We start from the raw sequence: 23,322 nt of genomic DNA on the forward strand, positions 1-23,322 counted from the left end.
CCTGCACCTGACGCGGGGCCACCACGGCCGGGCGGCTCCACTTGCACAGGGGCCGCCCGGCCCTCGCACGTCTCCCCTCTCGGAAGGACCCCCACCGTGCGAAGAACCCGTATCCTCACGGCCGTGCTGGCGCTGGCGGCCGGGCTGCTGTCGGGCGCCCCCACCGCCCTGGCGGCCGATCCCCCGGCGACGAAGCTCGCCGCGGACACGTACACCTGGAAGAACGCCCGGATCGACGGGGGCGGGTTCGTCCCCGGCATCGTCTTCAACCGCTCGGAGAAGAACCTGGCCTACGCCCGCACGGACATCGGCGGGGCGTACCGCTGGCAGGAGTCCTCCAAGACCTGGACGCCGCTGCTGGACTCGGTCGGGTGGGACGACTGGGGGCACACGGGCGTCGTCAGCATCGCGTCCGACTCCGTCGACCCGAACCGGGTGTACGCGGCGGTCGGGACGTACACGAACAGCTGGGACCCGAAGAACGGTGCGGTGATGCGCTCCTTTGACCGGGGCGCGAGCTGGCGGAAGGCCGACCTGCCGTTCAAACTGGGCGGCAACATGCCTGGGCGGGGCATGGGCGAGCGGCTGGCGATCGACCCGAACCGCAACAGCGTGCTCTACCTGGGCGCGCCCAGCGGCAAGGGGCTGTGGCGGTCGACGGACTCGGGGGTCAGCTGGTCGCAGGTGGCGAACTTCCCCAACGTCGGCAACTACGCCCAGGACCCGAGCGACACGAGCGGCTACGCGTCCGACAACCAGGGCATCGTGTGGGTCACCTTCGACGAGTCCACGGGCACGGCCGGGAGCGCCACGAAGACGATCTACGTCGGGGTCGCCGACAAGGACAACGCGGTGTACCGGTCGACGGACGCGGGCGCCACCTGGCAGCGGCTGGCCGGGCAGCCCACCGGCCACCTCGCCCACAAGGGCGTCCTGGACGCGAAGAACGGCTACCTCTACCTCGCCTACAGCGACAAGGGCGGCCCGTACGACGGCGGCAAGGGCCGGCTGTGGCGTTACGCGACGGGCACGGGGAACTGGACGAACATCAGCCCGGTGGCGGAGGCCGACACCTCCTACGGCTTCAGCGGGCTGACGGTGGACCGGCTGAAGCCGGGCACGGTCATGGCGACCGCGTACAGCGCCTGGTGGCCCGACACGCAGATCTTCCGCTCCACGGACAGCGGCGCGACGTGGACCAAGGCGTGGGACTACACGTCGTATCCGAACCGCGAGAACCGCTACACGATGGACGTCTCGTCCTCGCCGTGGCTGACCTGGGGCGCGAACCCCCAACCGCCCGAGCAGACGCCGAAGCTGGGCTGGATGACGGAGGCGCTGGAGATCGACCCGTTCAACTCCGACCGCATGATGTACGGGACGGGTGCGACGGTCTACGGCACCGAGAACCTCACGAAGTGGGACAGCGGAAGCAAGTTCGCCATCCGACCGATGGTGCAGGGGCTGGAGGAGACGGCGGTCAACGACCTCGCCTCTCCCCCGTCCGGCGCCCCGCTGCTGAGCGCGCTCGGTGACATCGGCGGCTTCCGGCACACGGACCTGACGAAGGTGCCGTCGATGATGTTCACCCAGCCGAACTTCACGACGACCACGAGCCTGGACTTCGCCGAGTCGAACCCGAACACGGTGGTGCGGACGGGCAACCTGGACTCGGGACCGCACATCGCGTTCTCGACCGACAACGGCGCCAACTGGTTCGCCGGGACCGACCCTTCGGGCGTGAGCGGCGGCGGCACGGTGGCGTCGGCGGCCGACGGCAGCCGGTTCGTGTGGAGCCCCGAGGGCGCCGGCGTGCACCACTCGACCGGCTTCGGCACGTCGTGGCAGGCCTCCGGAGGGATCCCCGCCGGGGCGATCGTCGAGTCGGACCGGGTCGACGCGAAGACCTTCTACGGCTTCAAGTCCGGGAAGTTCTACGTCAGTACGGACGGCGGAGCGACCTTCAAGGCATCTCCTGCCACGGGGCTTCCGAGCGGTGACAGCGTCCGCTTCAAGGCGCTGCCGGGCGGGAAGGGGGACGTCTGGCTGGCCGGTGGCGCGACGGACGGCGCCTACGGCCTGTGGCACTCCACGGACGGCGGGGCGAGCTTCACCAAGCTGCCGAACGTCGAGCAGGCCGACACCGTCGGCTTCGGCAAGGCGGCACCCGGTGCCTCCTACCAGACCCTCTACACCAGCGCGAAGATCGGCGGCGTGCGCGGCGTCTTCCGGTCCACCGACAAGGGCGCGAGCTGGACCCGCATCAACGACGACGCCCACCAGTGGGGCTGGACCGGCGCGGCGATCACCGGCGACCCGCGGGTGTACGGCCGTGTCTACGTCTCCACGAACGGCCGGGGCGTGCTCTACGGCGACAGCTCCGGCGGCGGCACCACGGATCCGGGGCCCGGTCCCGACCCGACGCCGACCGGTGCCTGCAAGGTGACGTACAAGGTCACCAGTCAGTGGTCGGGCGGTTTCCAGGCGGACGTCCAGCTCACCAACACCGGTACGAGCGCCTGGAACGGCTGGTCGCTCGGCTGGACCTTCGCCGACGGCCAGAAGCTGACGCAGGCGTGGAACGCCGACACGGCACAGTCGGGTTCGGCGGTGACGGCGAAGAACGTCGGCTGGAACGCGAGCGTGGCGGCCGGGTCGTCGGTGAGCTTCGGCTTCACCGCGAGCCGCTCGGACACGAACTCGAAACCGGCCGCGTTCAAGCTGGGTGAGCAGACCTGCGCTGTCGCCTGAGCGGGCGGTCACCGGCGGGGAGTGCCCGGACTGCCGTACCTCTCCACCAGTTCCGCCGCCGTCCGGGCGAGGCGGTCGCGCAGTTCCTGGGGTTCGAGGACCTCGATGCCCGTGCCGAGGCGCAGGAACTCGGCGTGGGCGTGGTCGAGGGACTCGATGGGGACGGTGGTCCGGGTCCAGCCGTCCTCTTCCAGGCGGGCGTCGCTCTGCCCCGGTCCGGGGAGGGAGACGCCCGGCGCCAGCCGGACCACCGCCCGGGCGGGCCGGAGCCGGTGGTGGAAGTCGCGCTGGTACGCCGCCCAGTACCCGGCCAGGTCGAAGTCGTCCGGGCGGGTGAACCGCTGGTCGAGGGAGGTGAGTCGAAGGATCTGGTCGACCCGGTAGGTGCGGGGGCCCGGGCCCGCGACGACGTACCAGCGGCCCGCCTTGAGGACGAGCCCGTACGGCTCCAGCCGGCGCTCCACGTCGGTCGGCTCACGCCAGCGGCGGTAGCGGACGCGCAGGGCGCGGCAGTTCCACACGGCGTCGGCCACGGCCGGGAGGTACGGCGTCTCGTCGGCGTCGGCGTACCAGCCGGGCGCGTCGAGGTGGAAGCGCCCGCTGATCCGGTCGGCGTGCGGACGCAGTTCGGCCGGCAGGGCGGCCCGGACCTTGAGCTGGGCGGCGGCCAGGACGCTGCCGAGGCCGAGCTGGGCGGCGGGGCCGGGGGCTCCGGCGAGGAAGAGGGCCTCGGCCTCGTCGGCGGTGAGGCCGGTGAGGCGGGTGCGGTAACCGTCGAGGAGGCGGTAGCCGCCGGCGTGGCCCGCGTCGCCGTACAGCGGCACGCCGGCCGCGCTCAGCGCCTCGATGTCCCGGTAGACCGTGCGCACCGAGACCTCCAGCTCCTCGGCGAGCCGGGCGGCGGTCATCCGGCCGCGGGTCTGGAGCAGCAGGAGGATGGAGACGAGCCGGCTGGACTTCACTGACACAGGATGTCAGTGAAGCGGCTCTAACGTCCCGGCATGGGTTTCACCGAGAAGCTGCTGACCGTACTTCCGCCGATCGAGGTGGCCGGCCGGCACGTCAAGCGCTACCACGTCACCGCCGACCCGGCCGGTATCGAGCCCGACGTCGAGAAGGCGGCGTACGCGATCCTGCCGGAGCTGCTGCCGGAGCCGGACGGCACTCCCCCGGCGACCTTCGTCGTCCTGCACCGGGGCGGTGACGACGGTGCCTACCTCAACGCCTACAGCTGGGTGTGGGACAACGTCCTGCACTTCAAGGGCGCGGCGGCGGGCCAGCCGGTGCTGGGCTGCCCGGACCGCGACCCGGCCCACTTCATCACCCCCGAGCTTCCGTGGATCGGCTGCGTCTGGGAGCTGCCGCCGATCCTGCACGAGCGGGACGCCTGGGTACGGCACCTGCTCGCCCCCGAAGCCCCGGACCTCCACGCCTACCTGACCGACTCCCTGCCCGACGGAACCACAGGAGACCGCACATGAGCAGCCCGCACGACTTCGACTTCTTCCACGGTGACTGGGACGTCCTGCACCGGCGCCGCACCGGCTTCCTCGACCCGGACAGCGACTGGGAGGAGTTCCCGGGGGCGAGTCGCTGCCGGCCGCTGTTCGGCGGCGCCGCGAACCTCGACGAGGTCGACATGCCCCGGCTGTCGGCCCAGGGCGCGACCCTGCGGCTCTTCGACCCGAAGACCGGGCAGTGGTCCCTGAACTGGGCCTCCAGCATCAGCGGAACGCTGTTCCCGCCGGTCTTCGGCAGGTTCGAGAACGGACGCGGCGAGTTCTACGGCGACGACATCCATGACGGCAAGGAGGTGCGGGTCCGGTTCGTCTGGTCGGGCATCTCCGCCGCGTCGGCCTGCTGGGAGCAGGCGTTCTCCGTCGACGGCGGGGACGGCTGGGTGACCAACTGGATCATGGAGTTCACCCGGCCTTCCGGAACGACCGCAGGCTGAACACCGGGTCGGGGCGCGGCCGGTCCTGGTCGGGCAGCTGCGCCAGCCGGGTGGCGAATCCGTCGGCGAGCGGGTCGCCCGGTGGCAGGGTGACGAACCAGCCCCGGCGCAGGTCGGCGATCGTGCGGCGGGGGCTGCGGCCCTGACCGTGACCGGTGAAGCGGGCCTGTCCGGCCGGCAGCAGGCCGTGGGCGGCGGCGGCGGACTCGACGTCCGCCGCCGCGTCCCGGACCGGGCTGGGCGGCCGGGAGGACAGGACGACATCGATGTCACTGCCCACGTTGTGGGAGGCGGCCTTGTCGACCGTGGTGACATAGATCCCGCCGGGGCGCAGCACCCGGGCGCACTCGCCGACGATGGTCCGCACCTCGGCGGGCCCGGCGGCCAGGTGCAGCAGCCACACGCTGCACACGGCGTCGAACTGCCCGTCCCGGAAGGGCAGCCGGCGGCTGTCGGCGCGCACGACGGCTCCGGGGAGCCGGGTGGAGGCCTGCCGGGCCATCGCGGGGGCGAGGTCGACGCCGGTCACCCGCAGGTTCTCGCGGGCGGCCGCGAGCCGGCGGGTCACGATGCCGGTGCCGCAGGCGACGTCGAGCAGACTGCGCGAGTCCGGCGGTAGGAGGCTCAGCACGGCCTGCGCGGCGGCGGCCGCCCGGGGCTCGCCGCCGCGCGAGGCGTCGTAGCGCTCCGCTTCCTTGTCGTAGTCGAGCACCCGGTCAGTGTGCCCCGTGCCCGGGGGCGAGGTCCTCCACCCTGCGGGCGAGCTCGAAGTCCTTCTCGGTGACGGCGCCGCCCGCGCTGTGCGTGTGGACGGCCAGGGAGACGGTGTTGTAGCCGAGTGTGAGGTCGGAGTGGTGGTTCAGTTCCTCCTGGACCTGGGCGATGTGCACGACCATCGCCGTCGCCGCGAAGTGCGAGCCGAGCCGGTAGGAGCGGAAGAGGCGGCCCCTGTCGAGCGACCAGCCCGGCAGCTCGGCCAGCCGGTCCTCGACCTCTTTCTGCGACAGCGGTTCGACGGGCATGGGCTGCGCTCCTTCCCGGACTGCGGTGTTCTGCTCGGTGTCCTCTCAGCCTGCCACAGCGGGGCGGCCGGGGCCCTGGTCACCAGGGTGCGTCTGTCCGGTGCGGCCGGTTCTCGACTACGGTCCCGGCATGACCACTCACCCGTCCACCGCCGACCAGGGTGTGGGCCCGCTGCTGCGGGCCTGGCGGGAGCAGCGGCGGGTCAGCCAGCTGGAGCTGGCCCTGCGCGCGGACTCCTCGGCCCGGCACATCAGCTTCGTCGAAACCGGCCGCTCCCGGCCCAGCGAGGAGATGGTGCTGCGGCTGGCCGAGCATCTGGACGTGCCCGTGCGGGAGCGCAACGCGCTGCTGCTGGCGGCCGGTTACGCCCCCCGCTACCCGGAGACCCCGCTGGACGACCCGGCGCTGGGCGCGCTACGGGCGGGCATCGAGCGGCTGATCAGCGGCTACGAGCCGTACCCGGCGCTGGTGGTGGACGCGCTGTACAACGTGGTGGCCGCCAACCGGGGGGTCATGACGCTGGTCGACGGTGTCTGCGAGTCGCTGCTGGAGCCACCGCTGAACGCGATGCGGCTGGCCCTGCACCCGCGGGGCCTCGCGCCCCGCATCCGCAATCTGCGCGCCTGGCGGGGGCATCTGCTGGAGCAGATGGAGCGGCAGATCGCGCTGCACCGCTCGGAGCCGCTGCGGGCGCTGTACGAGGAGGTGGCGGCGTACCCGGCGCCCGAGGCGGATCCGGTGGACGAGCCGTCGGAGCCGGTTCCGTACTTCGCGCTGCCGCTGCGGATCGAGCACGAGGGACGGACGCTGTCGTTCATCTCCTCGATCTCCACGTTCAACACGCCGATGGACGTGACGGTCGCCGAGTTGGCCATCGAGACGCTGCTCCCGGCCGACCCGGCGACGGTCAAGTACCTTCAGTTTCGAGCGTCCTGACGGGCCCTCAGCGCCCTGTGCTGGAGGACGGCGAACGCGGCCACCACCAGGGCCTGGAGCACCGTCCACACAGCGCCCGCCGTGCTCGGTGCGAGCCACAACGCCAGGGCGGCGAGGCTCACCGCCGCCCAGGCGAGGTTGGCCTCGACGACGGCCCGTACGCCGAGCGTCGGCGGCTGCCTGCGGGCGGCCAGCAGGCCCACGGCGGCCGCATAGCCGGCGAGAAACGCACCCACGGTGAGGAGCAGCGCGGCGTCGGCCCCGAGGAACCGTCCGAGCGGGCCGGACAAGGTGAGGTAGGCGAGCGCGTTGGCGCCGGTCACGGCGGCGTCCAGGGCGAGGAAGCGGCGCAGCATCGACTGCGGCTCGGAGGTCCGGGCGAGTGCGGCGAGCTGGATCGCGGACATGGGTGATCACCCTCCGTCGGGTCGTGGTGCGGCGGCTGGGGCCGGTTCCCGGGGCGGAGTGCGCCGGCCCGGGAACCGGTACGTTCACGATCCCTTTCGGGTGGCCTACGGTCGATTACCCGCGGGGTAATGCCCGCGCCGCTCCTCCGCTTCCGGCGATCTTCTCGCTCCCGGCCCTGTCGTGCCGACGACCGACCGTGACAGACTGATCGCAGGCTTGGGCACGTTGGGGAGGCGTGGCGTGAGTGAACGGCGGGCCGCACCCACCGTGGGCCAGGTGGTCCTGGGCAAGCGGTTGCAGGAGCTGCGTGAGGCCGCGGGCCTCAGTCGTGACGAGGCCGCGAAGGTGCTGCGGGTCGCCCCGGCGACGGTCCGGCGGATGGAGGCCGCCGACGTCGCGCTGAAGATCCCGTACGTGCAGATCCTGCTGACGGCGTACGGGGTGGCCGGGGACGAGATCGCCGCCTTCGTCGACCTCGCGGAGGAGGCGAACCGGCCGGGCTGGTGGCAGCGGTTCCACGACGTGCTGCCGGAGTGGTTCAGCCTGTACGTGAGCCTGGAGGGCGCGGCCCGGATCATCCGGTCGTACGAGCCGCACTTCGTGCCGGGGCTGCTGCAGACCGAGGGGTACGCGCGGGCCGTGCTGCAGACCGGCACCGTCGCGAACGCCGGGCCGGACGCCGTGGACCGGCATGTGTCGCTGCGCATGGAGCGGCAGCGGCTCCTGGACCGCCCGAATCCGCCGCACCTATGGGTCATCATGGACGAGACGGTGCTGCGCCGCCCGGTGAGCGCGGACGGCCGGGTAATGCGCGAGCAGCTGGACAAGCTGCTGGAGTACGCCGGGCGCGACCGGGTCACCCTCCAGATCGCCGAGTTCGCGGACGGCCCCCACCCGGGCACGTACGCGCCGTTCTCGCTGTTCCGCTTCGCCGAGCCCGAGCTGCCCGACATGGTCTTCACCGAGTACCTGACCGGCGCGCTGTACCTGGACTCCCGCAAGGAGGTCTCCGCGCATCTGGAGGTGCTGGACCACATGACGGCCCGGGCGGGCTCCGCGCAGCGCACGGAGGAACTGCTGCGGGAGTACCGCGAGCGCTACTGAGCGGCTCGCCTCCCGCCCGACGTCATGGGACGGGTTCTGACCCGTACGGGCGCCGTCGGCAGGTGTGCTTCCCGGCGCGCCCCTAGCGTCGGGATGACGGGCGGGCAGGCAAGCGCTCGCTGGAGGAGGTCCGATGCCCGGATTCGAGGTGCTGTACCAGGCGGCGGCGCTGTGCCTGATGTACCCCGACGACGACTTCCGCGCCCGGCTGCCGCTGCTGCGCGAAGCCGCCCCGCAGCTACGGGAGTTCGCCGATCACGCGGCCGTCACCCCGCCGAGGGAACTGGCCGCCCACTACGTCGAGGTCTTCGAGGCCGGGCAGGACCACAGCCTGTATCTGAGCGTCTGGCGCGAGGCCACACCGGCACCGTCGGAGGAGCTGTACCGCGCGCACGGCCTGGAGACCACCGGCGAGGAGCCGCCGGACTTCCTGCCGGCGGTCCTGGAGTTCGCGGCCCGCACCGGTAACACCGGGCTGTTGGCGGACCACCGGGACGGCCTGGACCAGCTCCGCTGCAAACTCACCGACTTCGGTACGCCGTACGCGTCGGTCCTGGACGCGGTGTGCGCGACACTGCCGCCCGCGCACACCGCGCTCTAGAAGCCCGCCGACGGGTCCAGCCACGGGTCGCACGAGCGGTCCGGGACGCGGTGGACCGACGCACCGGCCCCCAGCGGCCGCTGTCGTCCAGGGCCGCCGTCGCGGTGAGAGCCGTGCGGCCGGGGGCCGGGGCAGGGCCGGGCCGGGCCGGGCCGGGCCGGGCCGCCGAAGGTGACGCCGGATCCGGCGTGCGCGTCCGTCCCGCATCTGCGGTCCCGCCGGGGCCGCCCGCACTGACATCGCGGAATGGCTTTCCCGAAGGGAGTCGGGCTAGGCGGCGCCTCCCTTCGCGTCCCGGCCGTTCTTCTCCTCGTCCACGATCTCCGCGTCGACCACGCCCTCCTCGTCGTGCGAGGTGCCGGGAGGTTCCTCGGTGGGGGCCTGCTGGGCCTGGGCGTACATCGCCTGACCCATCTTCTGGCTGACCAAAGCGAGTTTCTCGACGCCGGCGCGCAGGGCGGCGGTGTCCGCCTGCTGTTCCAGGCGCTCCTTCACCTCGGCGACGGCCGACTCGACCTCGGACTTCGTGTCGGCCGGGACGCGGTCGCCGTTCTCGCGGAGGAAGTTCTCTGTCTGATAGACGAGTTGCTCGGCCTGGTTGCGGGTCTCGGCGGCCTCCCGGCGCTCCCGGTCCTCCTCGGCGTACTGCTCTGCCTCGCGCATCATGCGGTCGATGTCGTCCTTGGGCAGGGCCGAGCCGCCGGTGACGGTCATCTTCTGTTCGCGGCCGGTGGCCATGTCCTTGGCGGAGACGTGCATGATGCCGTTGGCGTCGATGTCGAACGCCACCTCGATCTGCGGTACGCCACGCGGTGCCGGTGGCAGGCCCGTCAGGTCGAAGACGCCGAGCTTCTTGTTGTACGCCGCGATCTCCCGTTCGCCCTGGTAGACCTGGATGCCGACCGAGGGCTGGTTGTCGGCCGCAGTCGTGAAGATCTCCGAACGCCGGGTCGGAATGGTCGTGTTGCGCTCGATGAGCTTCGTCATGATGCCGCCCTTGGTCTCGATGCCCAGGGACAGCGGGGTGACGTCGAGCAGCAGCACGTCCTTGACGTCGCCGCGGATGACGCCCGCCTGGAGCGCCGCCCCCACGGCCACGACCTCGTCGGGGTTGACGCCCTTGTGCGGGTCCTTCCCGGTCAGTTCCTTGACCAGGTCGGTCACCGCGGGCATCCGGGTCGAGCCGCCCACGAGGATCACGTGGTCGATCGCCGAGAGCTTCACACCGGCGTCCTTGACCGCCTGGTGGAACGGGGCCTTGCAGCGGTCGAGCAGATCGGCGGTGAGCTCCTGGAACTGGGCGCGGGTCAGCTTCTCGTCGAGATGCAGGGGCCCCTCGGCGGAGGCCGTGATGTAGGGCAGGTTGATCGTCGTCTCGGTCGAGCTGGAGAGCTCGATCTTGGCGCGCTCGGCGCCCTCGCGCAGCCTCTGCACCGCCATCTTGTCGCCCGCGAGGTCGACGCCGGTCTGGCCCTTGAAACGCTTGATCAGGTACTCGACGATCCGCTGGTCCCAGTCGTCGCCGCCGAGGTGCGTGTCGCCGTTGGTGGCCTTCACCTCGATGACGCCCTCGCCCATCTCCAGCAGCGACACGTCGAAGGTGCCGCCGCCGAGGTCGAAGACGAGGACCGTCTGGTCGTTCTCCTTGTCCAGGCCGTAGGCGAGGGCCGCGGCCGTCGGCTCGTTGATGATGCGCAGCACCTTCAGGCCCGCGATCTCACCGGCCTCCTTGGTGGCCTGCCGCTGGGTGTCGTCGAAGTAGGCGGGGACGGTGATCACGGCGTCGGTGACGTCCTCGCCGAGGTAGGACTCCGCGTCCCGCTTGAGCTTCTGCAGCACCCGCGCGGACAGCTCCTGGGCCCGGTAGCGGGTGCCGTCCACGTCGCCCTCTCCCGGGAAGCGCCAGTGCGCGTCGCCCATGTACCGCTTCACCGAGCGGGCGGTGCGCTCCACGTTCGTCACGGCCTGCCGTTTGGCCACCTCTCCGACCAGCACCTCGCCGTTCTTGGCGAACGCCACGACCGAGGGAGTGGTCCGGGCCCCCTCCGCGTTGGCGATGACGGTGGACTCGCCGCCTTCCAGCACGGCGACCACCGAGTTCGTGGTTCCGAGGTCGACTCCGACCGCTCGTCCCATCGCTGTCCCCTTCCGCCAGGGCGACGACTCTCCACACAATCCAGCACAAAACTTGAGTGCGCCGTTGTCAATGCCGCGAGGGGGTGATCGGGCCGCGCAGCGCCACGGCCCGCCGGGGCCGGTCGGTGACGAGCACGTCGACGCGCGGGTGAGCGAGGAAGGCCCGCATGAGCGTGTCGTCGTTGACGGTCCAGACCATGGTGAACAGACCGTGCCGGGTCGCCTCGCGCAGCACGTTGGTCCTGGCCAGCCGCTGGTGCACGGCGACGCCGTGTGCCCCGCAGGCTCGGATCCGGCGGGCCGGGAACAACTCGCTCAGCCGGATTCCGGGCAGCCGGGACAGGGCGAGTTCCCGGCGGTCCCGCCCGAGGGACAGGGCGGTGCGCACACCGGGGTGGCTCCGGGTGACGGCGGCGACGGAACGGTCCTCCAGCGTGGTCACGACCAGCCCGTCCGCGCCGAGCAGGGCGACCGCCCGGTCGACCACCTCCTGCTCGTAGCCGACCTCCTTGAGGTCGAGGTGGGCCACGAGTTTTCCGGCGATCAGCGCCATGACCTCGTCCACCACGGGCACGGCGTATCCGGCCCGCTCGCACAGTCCGGCATAGGTCAGCGCGGACAGCGGCGGCCCGGCGGGTCCGACCCGGGGGTCGTGGTGGACGACGAGGACCCCGTCCCCGGTGCGGCGGACGTCGAACTCGACGTACTCCGCACCGGACGCGATCGCGTCCTCGTACGCCTCCCAGGTGGCGGGGCCGGCTCGCTCGGAGCCGCCCCGGTGGGCGGAGACGGCGGGGTGTGGCGTCATGGTCGTCTGTTCCCGGAGGAGGGTCGTCCAACCGACGACGCGCGGGCCGCCCCGGTGGGCGGGCCCGCGCGTCGGGGATACAGCAGGTCAGGCGAGCTTGGCGGTCAGTGTGATGGGCGTCGCCTTGAGGGCCTGGCTGACCGGGCAGCCGGTCTTGGCCTCGTCGGCGGCGGCCTGGAAGGCCGCCTCGTCGATGCCGGGGACGGTGCCCTCGACGGTGAGGTGGATGCCGGTGATGCCCTCACCCGGCTGGAAGGAGACGTCGGCCGAGGTGATGAGCTTGGTGGGCGGCGTCCCGGCCTTGTTGAGGATGTTGGAGAAGGCCATGGAGAAGCAGCTGGAGTGGGCGGCCGCGATCAGCTCCTCGGGGCTGGTCTTGCCGTTCGCCTCCTGGGCGCGCGAGGCCCACGTGACCGGCTGCTCGCCGATGGCACCGGAGGAGTCGAAGGTGACGACACCGTTGCCCTCGAGCAGGTTGCCTTCCCAGACCGTGTGTGCGGAGCGCGTGGTAGCCACGAGTTCTTCCTTTCGCGTACGGACTCGCGTGCGGGCCCGTCTCCGGGCCCCGTGTCCCCCATCCGATCACACTCCGGCTCAAGTCACGGCAAAGACCTGCCCTCTGGCGGTGTGCGTGCGGCCCGGGGTGCGCCGCCGGAGGTCAGGCGGCGTGCTCCTCCTCGGTGGCCTCCAGCGGCACCTGCGGTCCGTTCGACTCGCGCAGCCAGCGCCGCAGTATCCGGTGCACGTGCTCGGCGCCGACGAGTTCCTCGCCCTCGCCGACCGGTGCGGAGACGCCGAGCGGGGACAGCAGGAAGGGTCTGCCCTGGGCGCCGCCCAGGCCGCCGTGGGAGCCGATCTGCTCCTCGAAGGCGAGGACTTCGCCGTCGGCCGGGTCGTGGAAGGAGTTGACCATGATGTCGGCGGTGTGCGGGAAGGAGTGCGTACGGCGTATCGCGTCGGCCGCGCCCGGGCCGAACGGGGCGAGCGGGCCCGGGTTGTCGTCGAGGTCGGCCAGCGGGATCTCGGCGCCGTACGCGCCGAGGACGACACCGCCGTGCTCCTCGCTGCGGACCAGCAGGAAGCCGATGCCGGGGTGGTTGGCGAGGGTCGGCAGCAGCGCGGGGTGGCGGGCGTCGATCTCCTCCTTGCTCATCCGGTGGGTGACGTCCGGAAAGGAGACCAGGCCGAGGTTGCCGGAGGCCAGCACGATCGGCTCGGAGTCGCGCGCGGGGCGGTGCTCTTCGCCGGTCTCCGCGACGGGGAAGCGCAGCGCGGCGCGCACGGCGGCGCGGGCCTCCGCGCCGCTGCGGGTGCGCTCGGCCTTGCGCGGCACGGGCATGCCGCAACCGGCCCGCACCAGGTCGCCGAGCGTGAGGCCGTAGCGGGAGCGGAAGGTCTCGCCGGGGCTCTGGCCGTGGTCGGACAGCACGACGATCCGGTACGGACGCGGGGCGTGCTCGGCGACGTTCTCGATCAGGGCGAGCGAGCGGTCGAGGCGTTCCAGCACCTTCTGCGCGTCCCGGCTCGCCGGGCCGGAGTGGTGGGCGACCTCGTCGTAGGCCACCAGGTCGGCGAAGACGGCCGTGCGGCCGACGAGCATGTCGCCCGTCACGGCGGCGACCACGACGTCCCGCTCGACGACCGTCGCGAAGGCCCGGACGAGGGGGTAGAGGCCGCCGCGGGAGACGCACGGGCGCTGCTTGCGCAGGCGCGCCCGGGTGGACTGGCCGATCTCGCGGCCGACCTCGGCGATGAAGGAGAGCGCCGTGCGCACCGCGTTGGCCGGGTCGGAGAAATAGGCGAAGTAGCCCGCACGGGAACGGTTCTCGCGGCTGCGTCTGCGGGCCGCGATGGACAGCACCAGGGCCTGCTGTTCGGCGCCGCCGCTGAACAGGTTGCCGCGGCTGGCGCCGTCGACGGTGAGCAGCCCGCCGTGCCCCGCGTGCTCGACGGCACGGCGCTGCAGTTCGGCGGCGCTGGTCGGGCGGTTGCAGACGACCACCTCGCGGGTGTCCTTCTCGTACCAGCGGAAGGCCGGGACGTCGTGGTTGCTGCCGTGCAGGATGCCGAGCTGGCTGGCGCCGGTCTGGCTGGACCAGTCGGTGCGCCAGGGGGTGAGCCGGTGGGTGGGGCGGCCGCCGTCGCCGATGTCGAGCCAGCGGGCGACGGTGGGCATCAGGCCGTTGCCGACCGCGTCGAGCAGGGTGTCGTGGCCGACGCCGTCGAGCTGCACGAAGACCGTGCCGGGGGCGGCGGGGGAGGGCGGTCCCGACCGGCGGCGGCGGTCGGAGAGGCGGTAGAGCCTGCGGCGGTAGGCGTCGTCGTCCCGCACGGCCAGGGCGGCGCCGGTCGCGGACGCCACCGCGGACATCACGGCGGCGACGACGACGGCGGTCTCCGGCGCGGCGGCGCCGCGCTCCGCGGGGTTCAGGTACAGGGCGAGCAGCAGCAGGGCGCCGTTGAGGAAGAACACCAGCAGTCCCAGCACCAGTGCCGGTACGAGCAGCAGCAGCCGCACGAGCAGTGGCCACACCAGGGCCGACAGCAGACCGAAGGCGCCGGCCCCGAAGGCCGCCGTGACGGCTATGTCCGTCGCGCTGTCGCCGTTCTCCGAGCGGAGCCGGAACTCCGGGAGGATCCCGGCGAGTACGAGCATGGTGACGGTGGAGACCGCCCACACGGCGACGCTCCGCCCCACCTGACTGGCGACCCGCCGCCACCGCACGCCCCGCACGCCCCGCCACCTCGTCCCTGGCCCGCAGCCGCGGCGAGCCCTCCCCCACAGTGTCTCAACGCCCGGCCGGGCGGTTTCGTCCCCCGGTGACACACCGGTGAGGGGACGGCGTCAGCGGCCGTCGTAGCCGGCGGTCGGCATCGACAGCCGGCGGTGCACACAGGCCTTCATCGCCGCGTCGTACGCAGGTTCCGCATGCCCCACCGTCTCGACGCGTACACCACGCCGCGCGCACTCGGCGGTGAACTCCTCGACGGAGGCGAGCGCGCTCTCCAGGACCCGCCGGCTGGGCGCGACGAACAGGTCGAGGCCGGGCCGGACCCCGTCCCACAGGGCGCCGTGGTCGGGCCGCAGCCCCCGGACCAGTAACTCCCGGCTGACCACGTAGCCCCGCTCGGCGGCCCAGCGGGCGCACATCGCGTGCTGACTGCGGGAGTCGACGAGGAACGGATCGTCGTCCAGCTCCTCCAGCGGCGTCAGACTCGCGATCGCCGTGACCCGCACCGGCACCATGGCGTCCCCCCTCACCTCCGGTTTCGCCGCCGACCCTACTCCTGCACGTAGGCTTCGGGGAGTCGCGCGAAGGAGGCAAAGAAGTGCCGGTGGAGATCACCTGGTGGGGTCACGCCACTTGCACCGTCGAGGATTCGAACGTGCGCGTGCTCACGGATCCCCTGTTCGCACGCCGGCTCGCACACCTGCGCCGCCGGCGCGGAGCCCTGCCGCCCCCGGGCGCCCCGCGCGCGGACGTGGCGCTGGTGTCGCATCTGCACGCCGACCACCTGCACGTGCCGTCGCTGATGCGGCTCGCCGAGGGCACGCGCCTGCTCGTGCCCCGGGGCGCGCGCCGGGCGGTGCCGGGTCTGCGCCGGCTCACGCACCTGCGGGTGAGCGAAGTGGCGCCCGGCGACGAGACGCCGGTCGGCGACATCGTCGTACGGGCCGTGCCCGCGCGGCACGACGGGCGGCGGCTGCCGTTCGGGCCGCACCGCTCCCCCGCGCTCGGCTACGTCATAGCCGGCGAGGCCCGCACGTATTTCGCCGGGGACACCGGGCTGTTCGACGACATGGCCGACGAGGTCGGGCCGGTCGAGGTGGCGCTGCTGCCGGTGGGCGGCTGGGGGCCGTACCTGGGCGAGGGGCACCTGGACGCGGGCCGGGCGGCGCAGGCGCTGGCACGGCTGGCGCCGCGCAGTGCGGTGCCGGTGCACTACGGCACGTACTGGCCGATCGGCATGGACGCCGTGCGCCCCCACGAGTTCCACGCGCCGGGCGACGAGTTCGTCCGGCTGGCGAACCGGCACGCCCCTTCTGTTTCGGTGCACCGGCTCGGGCACGGGGAGAGCGTGCGCCTGGAGGCCGCGCGGTGAGTCATTCCGCGCCCTTGGCGCTCGCGCCGCTGCTCGCGGCATCGGCCGTCACACCGGCGTCCGTGGTGCCGGCGTCCACGCAGCAGGCGATCGGCTATCCGACGCTCTTCCTGCTGGTGCTGGCCGGGGCGCTGGTGCCGGTGATTCCGACGGGTGCGCTGGTGAGTTCGGCGGCGGTGGTCGCCGTGCACCGGACGGCGCCGTTCTCGCTGGCGATGGTGTTCGTGACGGCGTCGCTGGCGGCGTTCCTGGGCGATGCGGCGCTGTACTGGCTGGGGCGGCGCGGGCTGAAGTCGAAGAACGGGTCGCGGTGGCTGAAGGCGATCCGGTCGCGGGCACCGGAGGACCGGCTGGAGCAGGCACAGGAGAAGCTCGCCGCCCATGGGGTCGCCGTGCTGGTGTTGTCCCGGCTGGTGCCGGCCGGGCGGATTCCCGTGATGCTGGCGTGTCTGCTGGCGGAGTGGCCGATGCGGAGGTTCTCCCGCGGGAACTTTCCGGCGTGTCTGGCGTGGGCCGTGACGTATCAGTTGATCGGGATTCTCGGAGGGGCGTTGTTCGACGAGCCGTGGCAAGGCGTCCTGGCGGCGATCGTGCTGACCGTGCTGATCAGCGCGGTGCCGGCGGTGGTACGGCGGGTTCGGTAGCGCCGTTCTGGACCCGGCCGCTCGGGGTGCGGGCTGTGGGCTGCTGGTCGCTCAGTTCCCCGCGCCCCTGGGCGGCCCCCTCACAGCACCTTTGACGCGCCGACCGGCATGTCCCAGAGGTTTTCCCGGGGCAGGCCCGCCTTCTCCCATGCGGTCCGCACCCGCGTCAGGGGCTCCATGACCGGCTCCGCCGACAGGACGAACGTCGCCCAGTGCATGGGGGCCATCCTGCGCGCGCCCAGGTCCTGGGCGGCGCGGACCGCCTCCTCCGGGTCGCAGTGCACGTCGCGCAGCCACCAGCGGGGGTCGTAGGCGCCGATGGGCAGGAGGGCCAGGTCGATCCCGGGGTAGCGGCGGCCGATCCGGGAGAACCAGTGGCCGTAGCCCGTGTCGCCCGCGAAGTAGACGCGTTGGCCGCCTCGGTCGGTCAGGACCCAACCGCCCCACAGGCTGTGGCAGGTGTCGGTGAGGCTGCGCTTGGACCAGTGGTGGGACGGGACGAAGTCGAAGCGGACGCCGTCCAGTTCGGCCGCCTCCCACCAGTCGAGTTCCGTCACGCGCGTGAAGCGGCGGCGGTGGAACCAGCGGGCGAGACCGGCCGGGACGAACACCGGGGTGTCGCGCGGGAGACGGCGCAGGGTGGGAGCGTCGAGGTGGTCGTAGTGGTTGTGGCTGATGACGACGGCGTCGACGCGCGGCAGGTCTTCCCAGGGGACGCCGACGGGGGTGATGCGGGCGGGGGTGCCGAGGATGCGGCGGGACCACACCGGGTCGGTGAGGACCGTCAGTCCGCCGATGCGCAGCACCCAACTGGCGTGGCCCGCCCAGGTGACGGCGACGGTGCGGGCGTCGACGCGGGGCAGCGGAGCCGGGGCGTAGGGCAGCCGGGGAATGTCGGCCAGGCCCTGTGGGCCGGGTCTCACCGCGCCCTCGCGTGCGAAGCGGGCCATGGCCTTCAACCCCGGGAGCGGCGCGGTCAGTCGGTCGTGGAAGGTACGCGGCCACACTCGCCGCTCGGCCAGGGGCCGGGGTTCGGCCAGGGGCGGGTGCGGGGGTGCCAGGGGCGACGGGAGCACGGGCTCGTCGGCTGCCCGGGGGGCCGCGCTGGTGGTCGACTCGGACTGCTGCGTCATCGAGGAGGCTCCCATCGCTCAGCGTCGCCGCGGAGATCGTCGAAGACCGACTTCAGTTGGATCAACGCGTGGTGCACGTGCGGCAGTTCCAACGGTGTGGGTGAGGTGAGGAATTCCGCGCGTTCCGCGTCGGAGCCGGCCAGCAGTGCGCCGGTGGAGAGCCGCACGCGCGGGGCTTCGAGGTCGTCGCCGAAGCGGTGCCCGCCCGGGGCCGGCATGCCGAGGCGTCCGGTGAGGAAGTCCTCCAGTTCCTGTGCGTCGCCGATGCCGTGCGCGGTCAGCGCGGGGCTCAGCGGGGCCAGGTCCACGTACAGGTGGCGGCCCGACCGCGGGGGCCGGGCGAGGGCGCCCGCGGCGACGACGGCGGTGTGCGTCGCGGCGGCCAGCAGCGCGTGCAGGCGCACGGCGGCCGCCACGCGCGCGATGACCGCGTCCGGCTCCCCGAGGGCGTACCCGGCCGCCGCGGCGACGGGCGCGGCCACGCGGGCGTCGAGGGCGGTGAGGACGTCGAGGACGCGGGCGTGGAGGCCGGCCCCCTCCTGCCCGGCCGGGAAACGGGCCACGGCGGCGGGCCAGCCGGCCGGGAGCAGGGCCCCGGCCAGGTCGGTGACGACGGTGACCCGGTCGGGCACCATCTCGGCGGGGCTGAGCAGCACCGTGTCGTGCGGGTCGTGCAGGGTGTCGCGCCAGGTCTCGTCGCTGACGAGGTGCAATCCCTCGCCCTGGGCGGCCTCGACGGTCTCGTGGAGCAGTTCTGGAGGGGCGACGGTCGCGGTGGGGTCGTCGGCCACGGACAGCACGAGCAGCCGCGGGTCACCGCCCTCGGCGCGGACCCTGCGCACGGTCTCCAGCAGGGCGTACGGGTCGGGCACGCCGCCGCTCTCCGGTGGGGTCTGCACATGGAAGGCGGGGCGCCCCAGCAGACGTGCGTACGGCGCCCACCAGGCGGCGCAGGGTCTCGGCACGAGGACGTCGCCGCCGAGGGCGGCGGTCAGCGCGAGCAGCAGGGCGGGCGCTCCGGGGGCGGACGCCACCCGGTCGGGGTCGCAGCGCAGTCCGCGCCGGTCCCAGTAGCCGCAGGCGGCCTCCCGCATGGCCCGGCCGCCACCGACCGGCTCGTGGCCGCCCCGGGACGCCGCGGCGGCGAGCACGGCGGACAGCTCCGGCAGGACCGGCAGCCCGTCCTCGGGGAGCGGCGGCCCGAACCGGACGGGGCCGTGACCTTCGGGGGCCGTCCGCCGCATCCGTACCTCCGCAGTGCCAGTGCCTGGTGCCGCCGTGTCGTGCCGCCCTCGGCGCGTGCGCCGTGCGCTGCCCGGTGATCCGTACGGCGCGGCTCGTGCCCTCGGCCACCGAGTACCCCGGGTGCCACCGCGCCATGGGCGCGGGCCGGGTCGTGATGGTCACAGCATGAGCGGGCCCCGGCCGGGGAAGCCGCTGCCGTCCGGGGCGGTGGACCGCGCCCGTTAGGTCAGCGGCAGGGGTCGCTCTCCCGGTTGCGCAGCCGGTGCGCGGCGGCACCGAACGCACCGGCGATCAGGGCTCCGCCGGCCACCAGGGCCGGCACGGAGTCGGTGAAGGCGCCGCCGTCACCGGCCCGTACGCCACGCTGGACGGCCGCCGGCGCGCACTCGCTGGGCTGCGGTTCGCGGTGGTGCGGGGGCTCGGGGCAGGGCTTGTGGGTGGGTGGGTGCGTGGGCCGGTGCGACGGCTTGTGGGGCGCGGAGCCGTGAGTCACGGTGAACGTCGCGCTCCACGGTGTGCCTTCGCCGCCGGGAGCGGCCGGGCAGGTGCCGTCGACGGTCCACTCCGAGTCCTCCCCCTGGGCGTCCGGGTCGCCCTCGAAGCTCTCCGCCGAGGAGATCAGGGCCGTGCCGCGGTAGGCCGGGCCGGTCACCTCGTCGTCGTTGCCGGTGACGAGCCGGAGCGGCACCGTGCCCTCGTCGAAGGCCTGCGAGGTGGCGTCGATGCCGTCGGGCGGCGGCCCCTCGGTCGGGTCGCAGCTGACCGAGACGGTGAGCGTGCCTCCGGGCTGGACGGTGGCGGGACTGACCTCGGCGGCCGGTTCGGAGAATTCGGCCGGCGCGAAGCCAACCAGGGCTGAGCCCGCCAGAACGGAAACGGACAGGGCGTACAGGCTGCGGCGCATCGAGGGGACTCCTTCGGTGGTGATACCCCTCTGCCATGACAGCCAGGCCTCTGTGGCGTCGCGCGCGGCGCGGCCCCATTGGCGGGACAGTGCCACTCAACCGAGTGAATCGGGGAGCCCCGGGGGCGCGGGACCGCACCGATGCGCGGCTCCGCCGCGTGGGCTCGTCAGGCCACCACCGGCCGCACCCGCACGACCGCGTCAACCCCCGCGCCGCTAGGCGACATCCCGCATGACCTGCTCCCGCACCCGCCCGCAGCACCGGCTGATCAGCCGGGACACGTGCATCTGCGAGATCCCCAGCTCCTCGGCGATCCGGCTCTGCGTCATGTCGCCGAAGAACCGCATGTAGAGAATCGCCCGCTCCCTCTCGGGCAGGGCGGCCAGCCGCGCCTTCACGGACTCGCGGTCGACGACCGTGTCCAGGGCGGGGTCGGTGGAGCCCAGGGCGTCGCTCAGCGAGTACCCGTCCTCGCTGCCGGGCAGTTCCGCGTCCAGGGACAGCGCCGTGAAACTCTCCAGCGCCTCCAGGCCCGCCCGGACGTCCTCCTCGCTCATGTTCGCGTGTGCGGCGAGCTCGGCCACGGTGGGCTGCCGGCCGGAGATGCTCTGGGACAGGTCCTGGCCGGCGACCCGCACCCGGTTGCGCAGATCCTGGACGCGGCGGGGTACGTGCAGCGTCCACATGTGGTCCCGGAAGTGCCGCTTGATCTCTCCGGTGATGGTCGGCACGGCGTAGCTCTCGAAGGCGTTTCCGCGCTCGGGGTCGTACCGGTCGACGGCCTTGACCAGGCCGAGGGCCGCGACCTGGCGCAGGTCCTCGAAGTTCTCGCCGCGGCTGCGGAAGCGTCCGGCGAGGCGGTCGGCCATGGGCAGCCAGGCCTCGACTATCTCGTCGCGGAGGGCGTCGCGCTGCGGGCCTGCGGGCATCGAGGTGAGCCTGCGGAAGGCCTCTGCGGTGTCGGGGGCGTCGTCGTGGGGGTGCTTCTGCGCGCGGGTTCGGGTCGGCATGATGCGTCGCACTTCCCTTGAAGGTGCAATGGGCCGGACGGTCACCGTGGAAGCGCATCCGCTGTGGGACAGGGCCTCGATGGCGGCGCGCGACGCCGCTCCCACGGGCGTGCCTCCTGTCCGAAGCACTCAAGGGCGCCTGCCCCCGGCCCCCACCCGCAAACCCGGAGAGGTTCTCCGCCGTCGCGCAGGGTGACTCGTACCGCCGCGCTCTTGGGGGCGAGGACCGGGGACCGATGGTCGAGCAGGGCCTCAGGGCGCAGGGGCAGGGGTTCCGGCCGGTGCGGCAGAAGACGTGACCACTGCGGCGGTGGGCGAATCGGCGGCCGGTTCACGCCGGTCGGCGTTCTCCTTCGGCAGCAGCAGCTCCTCGTAACGGCCCAGCACCAGCACCACTCCGAGCATGAGCAGCGGGATGAGCACAGCGAGCAACGCCATGACGTGTCCTTCCCCAGGGATGTGTGGGGGGGGGTGGTCCGGGTCTCCCGCAGGGCACGGCGCAAACCGGTGCGGACAGCGGCGATCGGACTGACGGAACCTGTGTTGCCCTCCGGTGTACGGGTACGCGGTGCGGGCCCCCGAACGTCTGGAGGGAGACATGCAGCGAGGCAGCGACCGGCTGAGCGTCCACCGGGACGACGAGATGAAACACGAACTGCAGGGTCTGCTCAGGTCCGGGCACCCCACGCGCAGTGAGGAGTGGCACGACCCGGAGCCGGCCGCCGAGGACGACCCCGAGGTCGCCCACGGGCCGGTGACGCCGAGCCGTGCGCCGACGTCACTGGAGTCGGTGCGGCTGGAACTGGCCCGGATCCTGGGCCGCAAGGCGTTCCCCGCGAGTCCGCGGGAGCTGGCCCGCGAACTGCGCGGCCATCAGGCACCCGACGTCCTCGTCGAGGCCCTGGAGGGGCTGCCGCGCCAGGAGCGCTACGGCAATGTCCAGGAGCTGGCCGAGGCTCTCGTCCGGGCCCGTGAGACCGGTCCGGAGGAGTACGCGTAGGGAGCGAGCAGGGGGCACCGCGGCAGGCCGCGGTGCCCCCACCGGCTTGGAAGGAAACGGAGGGGAGGCCCGAGTGATGGCCGAGTACGTGAAGGACGTGATGACGGCGGGTGTGGTCGCCGTGCGCCCGGACGCCTCGCTCGTCGAGGCGGCGCAGCTGATGCGCACGCAGAACATCGGCGACGTGGTGGTGGCCGAGGGGCAGGACGTGATCGGCGTGCTCACCGACCGTGACATCACCGTACGGGCCGTCGCGGACGGCGCCGACCCGATGACGGTCAGCGCGCGGACCGTCTGCACCGGGAATCCGGTGACGGTGGCGCCGGACGACCGGGTGGCGACCGCCGTGCAGCTGATGCGCGAGCACGCGGTACGCCGGCTGCCGGTGGTGGAGAACGGGCTGCCGGTCGGCATCGTGAGCCTCGGCGACGTGGCCGAGGTCGAGGACCCCGCGTCGGCACTCGCCGACATCAGCCGGGCCGCCCCGGACGCCCGGGGCGATGCCTGAGCCCGGATCGGGCCGGGCGGACCAGCGCCGCCCGCGACACGAAGAACGAGAACCACGAAAACCACGAGAACCACGCGGGGAGCGGCGCGGCGCGCTGGAGCGCCGGCGCCCGTCCGCTCCCGGAGAGGACGTTGACATCATGCGTATCGCGTTTCTGGTCGCGCCCGAGGGCGTCGAGCAGGTCGAGCTGACCGATCCGTGGCAGGCCGCGAAGGACGCCGGTCACGAGCCCGTGCTGGTGTCGACGCAGCAGGGCGAGATCCAGGCGTTCAACCACCTCGACAAGGCGGACACGTTCCCCGTGGACGAGGTCGTGGGCGATACCGCACCGGACTCGTTCGGTGCCCTCGTGCTGCCGGGCGGTGTGGCCAACCCGGACTTCCTGCGCATGGACGACAAGGCCGTCGCGTTCGTCAGGGACTTCTTCGAGCACGGCCGCCCCGTGGCGGCGATCTGCCACGCGCCGTGGACGCTGGTCGAGGCGGACGTCGTACGCGGCCGGGAGCTGACCTCCTGGCCGAGCCTGCAGACGGACATCCGCAACGCGGGCGGCACCTGGGTCGACCAGCAGGTGCAGGTCTGTGACCACGGGGCGAACAAGCTGGTCACCAGCCGCAAGCCGGACGATCTGAAGGCGTTCTGCGAGACCTTCCTCGACGTCTTCGCACAGGAGGCCGCCTGACGGCGCCCCCTGCCGACCGCGACCAGAGGGCGGGGCTCAGGTGCCGGGGGTCGTGGGAGTCGTCGACTCCCCGCTCCCCCGCTCCCGGGCCCCTTCGCGTGTGCGGCCGGCGGCCACCGGGCGGCGCGGGTTGCGGCGCAGGTACTCGCCCTCGAGCTGCGCCATGCGCTCGTTGTGGGCGCGCAGCGCGTCGTTCGAGCCGTAGAGCAGTGTGTCGTGACGCGTGCGGTGGATGGTCTCCAGCTCTTTCATGAGCTGCTGGTCGTCCAGCCGGTCAGGGTCCACTCCGGTCATCGTGTCGCCCCGCTCGTCGTGTTCGTTCATGCGGTCCGGGTACCCGCCCCCGGAGCAACTGAGCACTACCCCCGAG

Annotated in this window: 26 protein-coding genes; 11 read left to right on the forward strand and 15 right to left on the reverse strand. The window is 72.8% G+C overall.

Going from position 1 to position 23,322, the window contains the following annotated elements:
* Positions 1 to 96: 96 nt before the first annotated feature.
* A complete protein-coding gene (locus ACFY5B_RS10560; protein WP_389967484.1) occupies positions 97 to 2,751 on the forward strand; it encodes a cellulose binding domain-containing protein in 2,655 nt (884 codons plus the stop codon).
* 8 nt (positions 2,752 to 2,759) lie between these two features.
* Here the strand turns inward: ACFY5B_RS10560 and ACFY5B_RS10565 are convergent, their stop codons facing one another.
* Entirely contained in the window at positions 2,760 to 3,713 is a 954-nt protein-coding gene (locus tag ACFY5B_RS10565) for a helix-turn-helix transcriptional regulator (RefSeq protein WP_389967487.1), read from the reverse strand.
* Positions 3,714 to 3,752: 39 nt separating this feature from the next.
* On the opposite strand from ACFY5B_RS10565, the gene ACFY5B_RS10570 reads away from it, so the two are divergent.
* Complete coding sequence (locus ACFY5B_RS10570; RefSeq protein WP_389967490.1) at positions 3,753 to 4,232, forward strand: hypothetical protein; 480 nt, start codon at positions 3,753 to 3,755, stop codon at positions 4,230 to 4,232.
* Positions 4,229 to 4,705: a hypothetical protein gene (locus ACFY5B_RS10575; RefSeq protein ID WP_389967493.1), complete on the forward strand. Its 477-nt coding sequence runs from the start codon at positions 4,229 to 4,231 to the stop codon at positions 4,703 to 4,705. Before ACFY5B_RS10570 ends, ACFY5B_RS10575 begins: the two co-directional genes overlap by 4 nt.
* Here ACFY5B_RS10575 and ACFY5B_RS10580 read toward each other — a convergent pair.
* Positions 4,674 to 5,417: a class I SAM-dependent methyltransferase gene (locus ACFY5B_RS10580; RefSeq protein ID WP_389967496.1), complete on the reverse strand. Its 744-nt coding sequence runs from the start codon at positions 5,415 to 5,417 to the stop codon at positions 4,674 to 4,676. The two genes, ACFY5B_RS10575 and ACFY5B_RS10580, sit on opposite strands and share 32 nt — an antisense overlap.
* Before the next feature lie 4 nt (positions 5,418 to 5,421).
* Positions 5,422 to 5,727 (reverse strand): 4a-hydroxytetrahydrobiopterin dehydratase, encoded by a 306-nt coding sequence (locus ACFY5B_RS10585; protein ID WP_389967498.1) that lies wholly within the window; start codon positions 5,725 to 5,727, stop codon positions 5,422 to 5,424.
* Between the two features lie 130 nt (positions 5,728 to 5,857).
* Between ACFY5B_RS10585 and ACFY5B_RS10590 the strand changes: the two genes are divergently transcribed.
* Entirely contained in the window at positions 5,858 to 6,664 is an 807-nt protein-coding gene (locus ACFY5B_RS10590; protein ID WP_389967500.1) for a helix-turn-helix domain-containing protein, read from the forward strand.
* On the opposite strand, the gene ACFY5B_RS10595 is transcribed toward ACFY5B_RS10590, so the two are convergent.
* Entirely contained in the window at positions 6,646 to 7,071 is a 426-nt protein-coding gene (locus ACFY5B_RS10595; protein ID WP_389967503.1) for a hypothetical protein, read from the reverse strand. The two genes, ACFY5B_RS10590 and ACFY5B_RS10595, sit on opposite strands and share 19 nt — an antisense overlap.
* Before the next feature lie 241 nt (positions 7,072 to 7,312).
* On the opposite strand from ACFY5B_RS10595, the gene ACFY5B_RS10600 reads away from it, so the two are divergent.
* Together ACFY5B_RS10600 and ACFY5B_RS10605 are read left to right on the forward strand one after the other, a co-directional pair.
* Positions 7,313 to 8,176, forward strand: a complete 864-nt coding sequence (locus ACFY5B_RS10600) for a helix-turn-helix domain-containing protein (RefSeq protein WP_389967505.1) — start codon at positions 7,313 to 7,315, stop codon at positions 8,174 to 8,176.
* Between the two features lie 133 nt (positions 8,177 to 8,309).
* A complete protein-coding gene (locus tag ACFY5B_RS10605; protein ID WP_389967507.1) occupies positions 8,310 to 8,777 on the forward strand; it encodes a nitrate reductase molybdenum cofactor assembly chaperone in 468 nt (155 codons plus the stop codon).
* Positions 8,778 to 9,047: 270 nt separating this feature from the next.
* Here the strand turns inward: ACFY5B_RS10605 and dnaK are convergent, their stop codons facing one another.
* From dnaK to ACFY5B_RS10630, 5 genes are all read right to left on the reverse strand, one after another.
* Entirely contained in the window at positions 9,048 to 10,913 is a 1,866-nt protein-coding gene (dnaK, locus tag ACFY5B_RS10610; protein WP_389967509.1) for a molecular chaperone DnaK, read from the reverse strand.
* A 67-nt stretch (positions 10,914 to 10,980) separates the two neighbouring features.
* Positions 10,981 to 11,721: a glycerophosphodiester phosphodiesterase family protein gene (locus ACFY5B_RS10615; RefSeq protein ID WP_389967511.1), complete on the reverse strand. Its 741-nt coding sequence runs from the start codon at positions 11,719 to 11,721 to the stop codon at positions 10,981 to 10,983.
* An 87-nt stretch (positions 11,722 to 11,808) separates the two neighbouring features.
* Positions 11,809 to 12,237 carry an OsmC family peroxiredoxin gene (locus ACFY5B_RS10620; RefSeq protein ID WP_030843761.1) on the reverse strand — a complete coding sequence of 143 codons (429 nt, stop codon included), beginning with the start codon at positions 12,235 to 12,237 and terminating at the stop codon, positions 11,809 to 11,811.
* A 142-nt stretch (positions 12,238 to 12,379) separates the two neighbouring features.
* The gene (locus tag ACFY5B_RS10625) at positions 12,380 to 14,455 is read right to left on the reverse strand and encodes a phage holin family protein (protein WP_389967513.1); all 2,076 of its coding nucleotides are present in this window, start codon (positions 14,453 to 14,455) and stop codon (positions 12,380 to 12,382) included.
* A 111-nt stretch (positions 14,456 to 14,566) separates the two neighbouring features.
* Positions 14,567 to 14,968 carry a hypothetical protein gene (locus ACFY5B_RS10630; protein WP_030843767.1) on the reverse strand — a complete coding sequence of 134 codons (402 nt, stop codon included), beginning with the start codon at positions 14,966 to 14,968 and terminating at the stop codon, positions 14,567 to 14,569.
* 83 nt (positions 14,969 to 15,051) lie between these two features.
* Here ACFY5B_RS10630 and ACFY5B_RS10635 point away from each other — a divergent pair, with 83 nt between their 5' ends.
* Together ACFY5B_RS10635 and ACFY5B_RS10640 are read left to right on the forward strand one after the other, a co-directional pair.
* Positions 15,052 to 15,825 carry an MBL fold metallo-hydrolase gene (locus ACFY5B_RS10635; RefSeq protein ID WP_389967515.1) on the forward strand — a complete coding sequence of 258 codons (774 nt, stop codon included), beginning with the start codon at positions 15,052 to 15,054 and terminating at the stop codon, positions 15,823 to 15,825.
* A 14-nt stretch (positions 15,826 to 15,839) separates the two neighbouring features.
* Positions 15,840 to 16,469, forward strand: coding sequence for a DedA family protein (locus ACFY5B_RS10640; RefSeq protein WP_389967517.1), 630 nt, complete (start codon positions 15,840 to 15,842; stop codon positions 16,467 to 16,469).
* A gap of 80 nt (positions 16,470 to 16,549) precedes the next feature.
* Here ACFY5B_RS10640 and ACFY5B_RS10645 read toward each other — a convergent pair whose 3' ends face one another.
* The 5 genes from ACFY5B_RS10645 to ACFY5B_RS10665 form a co-directional block, all read right to left on the reverse strand.
* Positions 16,550 to 17,602: an MBL fold metallo-hydrolase gene (locus ACFY5B_RS10645; protein ID WP_389967519.1), complete on the reverse strand. Its 1,053-nt coding sequence runs from the start codon at positions 17,600 to 17,602 to the stop codon at positions 16,550 to 16,552.
* Positions 17,599 to 18,846, reverse strand: a complete 1,248-nt coding sequence (locus ACFY5B_RS10650) for an aminotransferase class I/II-fold pyridoxal phosphate-dependent enzyme (RefSeq protein WP_389967521.1) — start codon at positions 18,844 to 18,846, stop codon at positions 17,599 to 17,601. The genes ACFY5B_RS10645 and ACFY5B_RS10650 overlap by 4 nt, the downstream gene beginning before the upstream one ends.
* Before the next feature lie 227 nt (positions 18,847 to 19,073).
* The gene (locus ACFY5B_RS10655) at positions 19,074 to 19,751 is read right to left on the reverse strand and encodes a hypothetical protein (protein ID WP_389967523.1); all 678 of its coding nucleotides are present in this window, start codon (positions 19,749 to 19,751) and stop codon (positions 19,074 to 19,076) included.
* 216 nt (positions 19,752 to 19,967) lie between these two features.
* Positions 19,968 to 20,762, reverse strand: a complete 795-nt coding sequence (locus ACFY5B_RS10660) for an RNA polymerase sigma factor SigF (protein WP_389967525.1) — start codon at positions 20,760 to 20,762, stop codon at positions 19,968 to 19,970.
* Between the two features lie 252 nt (positions 20,763 to 21,014).
* Positions 21,015 to 21,200, reverse strand: coding sequence for a hypothetical protein (locus tag ACFY5B_RS10665; protein WP_389967526.1), 186 nt, complete (start codon positions 21,198 to 21,200; stop codon positions 21,015 to 21,017).
* 160 nt (positions 21,201 to 21,360) lie between these two features.
* Between ACFY5B_RS10665 and ACFY5B_RS10670 the strand changes: the two genes are divergently transcribed.
* The 3 genes from ACFY5B_RS10670 (at position 21,361) to ACFY5B_RS10680 (ending at position 22,952) form a co-directional block, all read left to right on the forward strand.
* Positions 21,361 to 21,762: a DUF2795 domain-containing protein gene (locus ACFY5B_RS10670; RefSeq protein WP_389967528.1), complete on the forward strand. Its 402-nt coding sequence runs from the start codon at positions 21,361 to 21,363 to the stop codon at positions 21,760 to 21,762.
* Positions 21,763 to 21,838: 76 nt separating this feature from the next.
* The gene (locus ACFY5B_RS10675; protein WP_389967530.1) at positions 21,839 to 22,270 is read left to right on the forward strand and encodes a CBS domain-containing protein; all 432 of its coding nucleotides are present in this window, start codon (positions 21,839 to 21,841) and stop codon (positions 22,268 to 22,270) included.
* Positions 22,271 to 22,409: 139 nt separating this feature from the next.
* Positions 22,410 to 22,952, forward strand: coding sequence for a type 1 glutamine amidotransferase domain-containing protein (locus ACFY5B_RS10680; protein WP_389967532.1), 543 nt, complete (start codon positions 22,410 to 22,412; stop codon positions 22,950 to 22,952).
* Positions 22,953 to 22,988: 36 nt separating this feature from the next.
* On the opposite strand, the gene ACFY5B_RS10685 is transcribed toward ACFY5B_RS10680, so the two are convergent.
* Positions 22,989 to 23,276, reverse strand: coding sequence for a DUF6158 family protein (locus ACFY5B_RS10685; protein ID WP_190050202.1), 288 nt, complete (start codon positions 23,274 to 23,276; stop codon positions 22,989 to 22,991).
* Between the last annotated feature and the right edge of the window lie 46 nt (positions 23,277 to 23,322).

Source organism: Streptomyces sp. NPDC013187 (assembly GCF_042899705.1).
Lineage (GTDB): Bacteria > Actinomycetota > Actinomycetes > Streptomycetales > Streptomycetaceae > Streptomyces > Streptomyces hawaiiensis_A.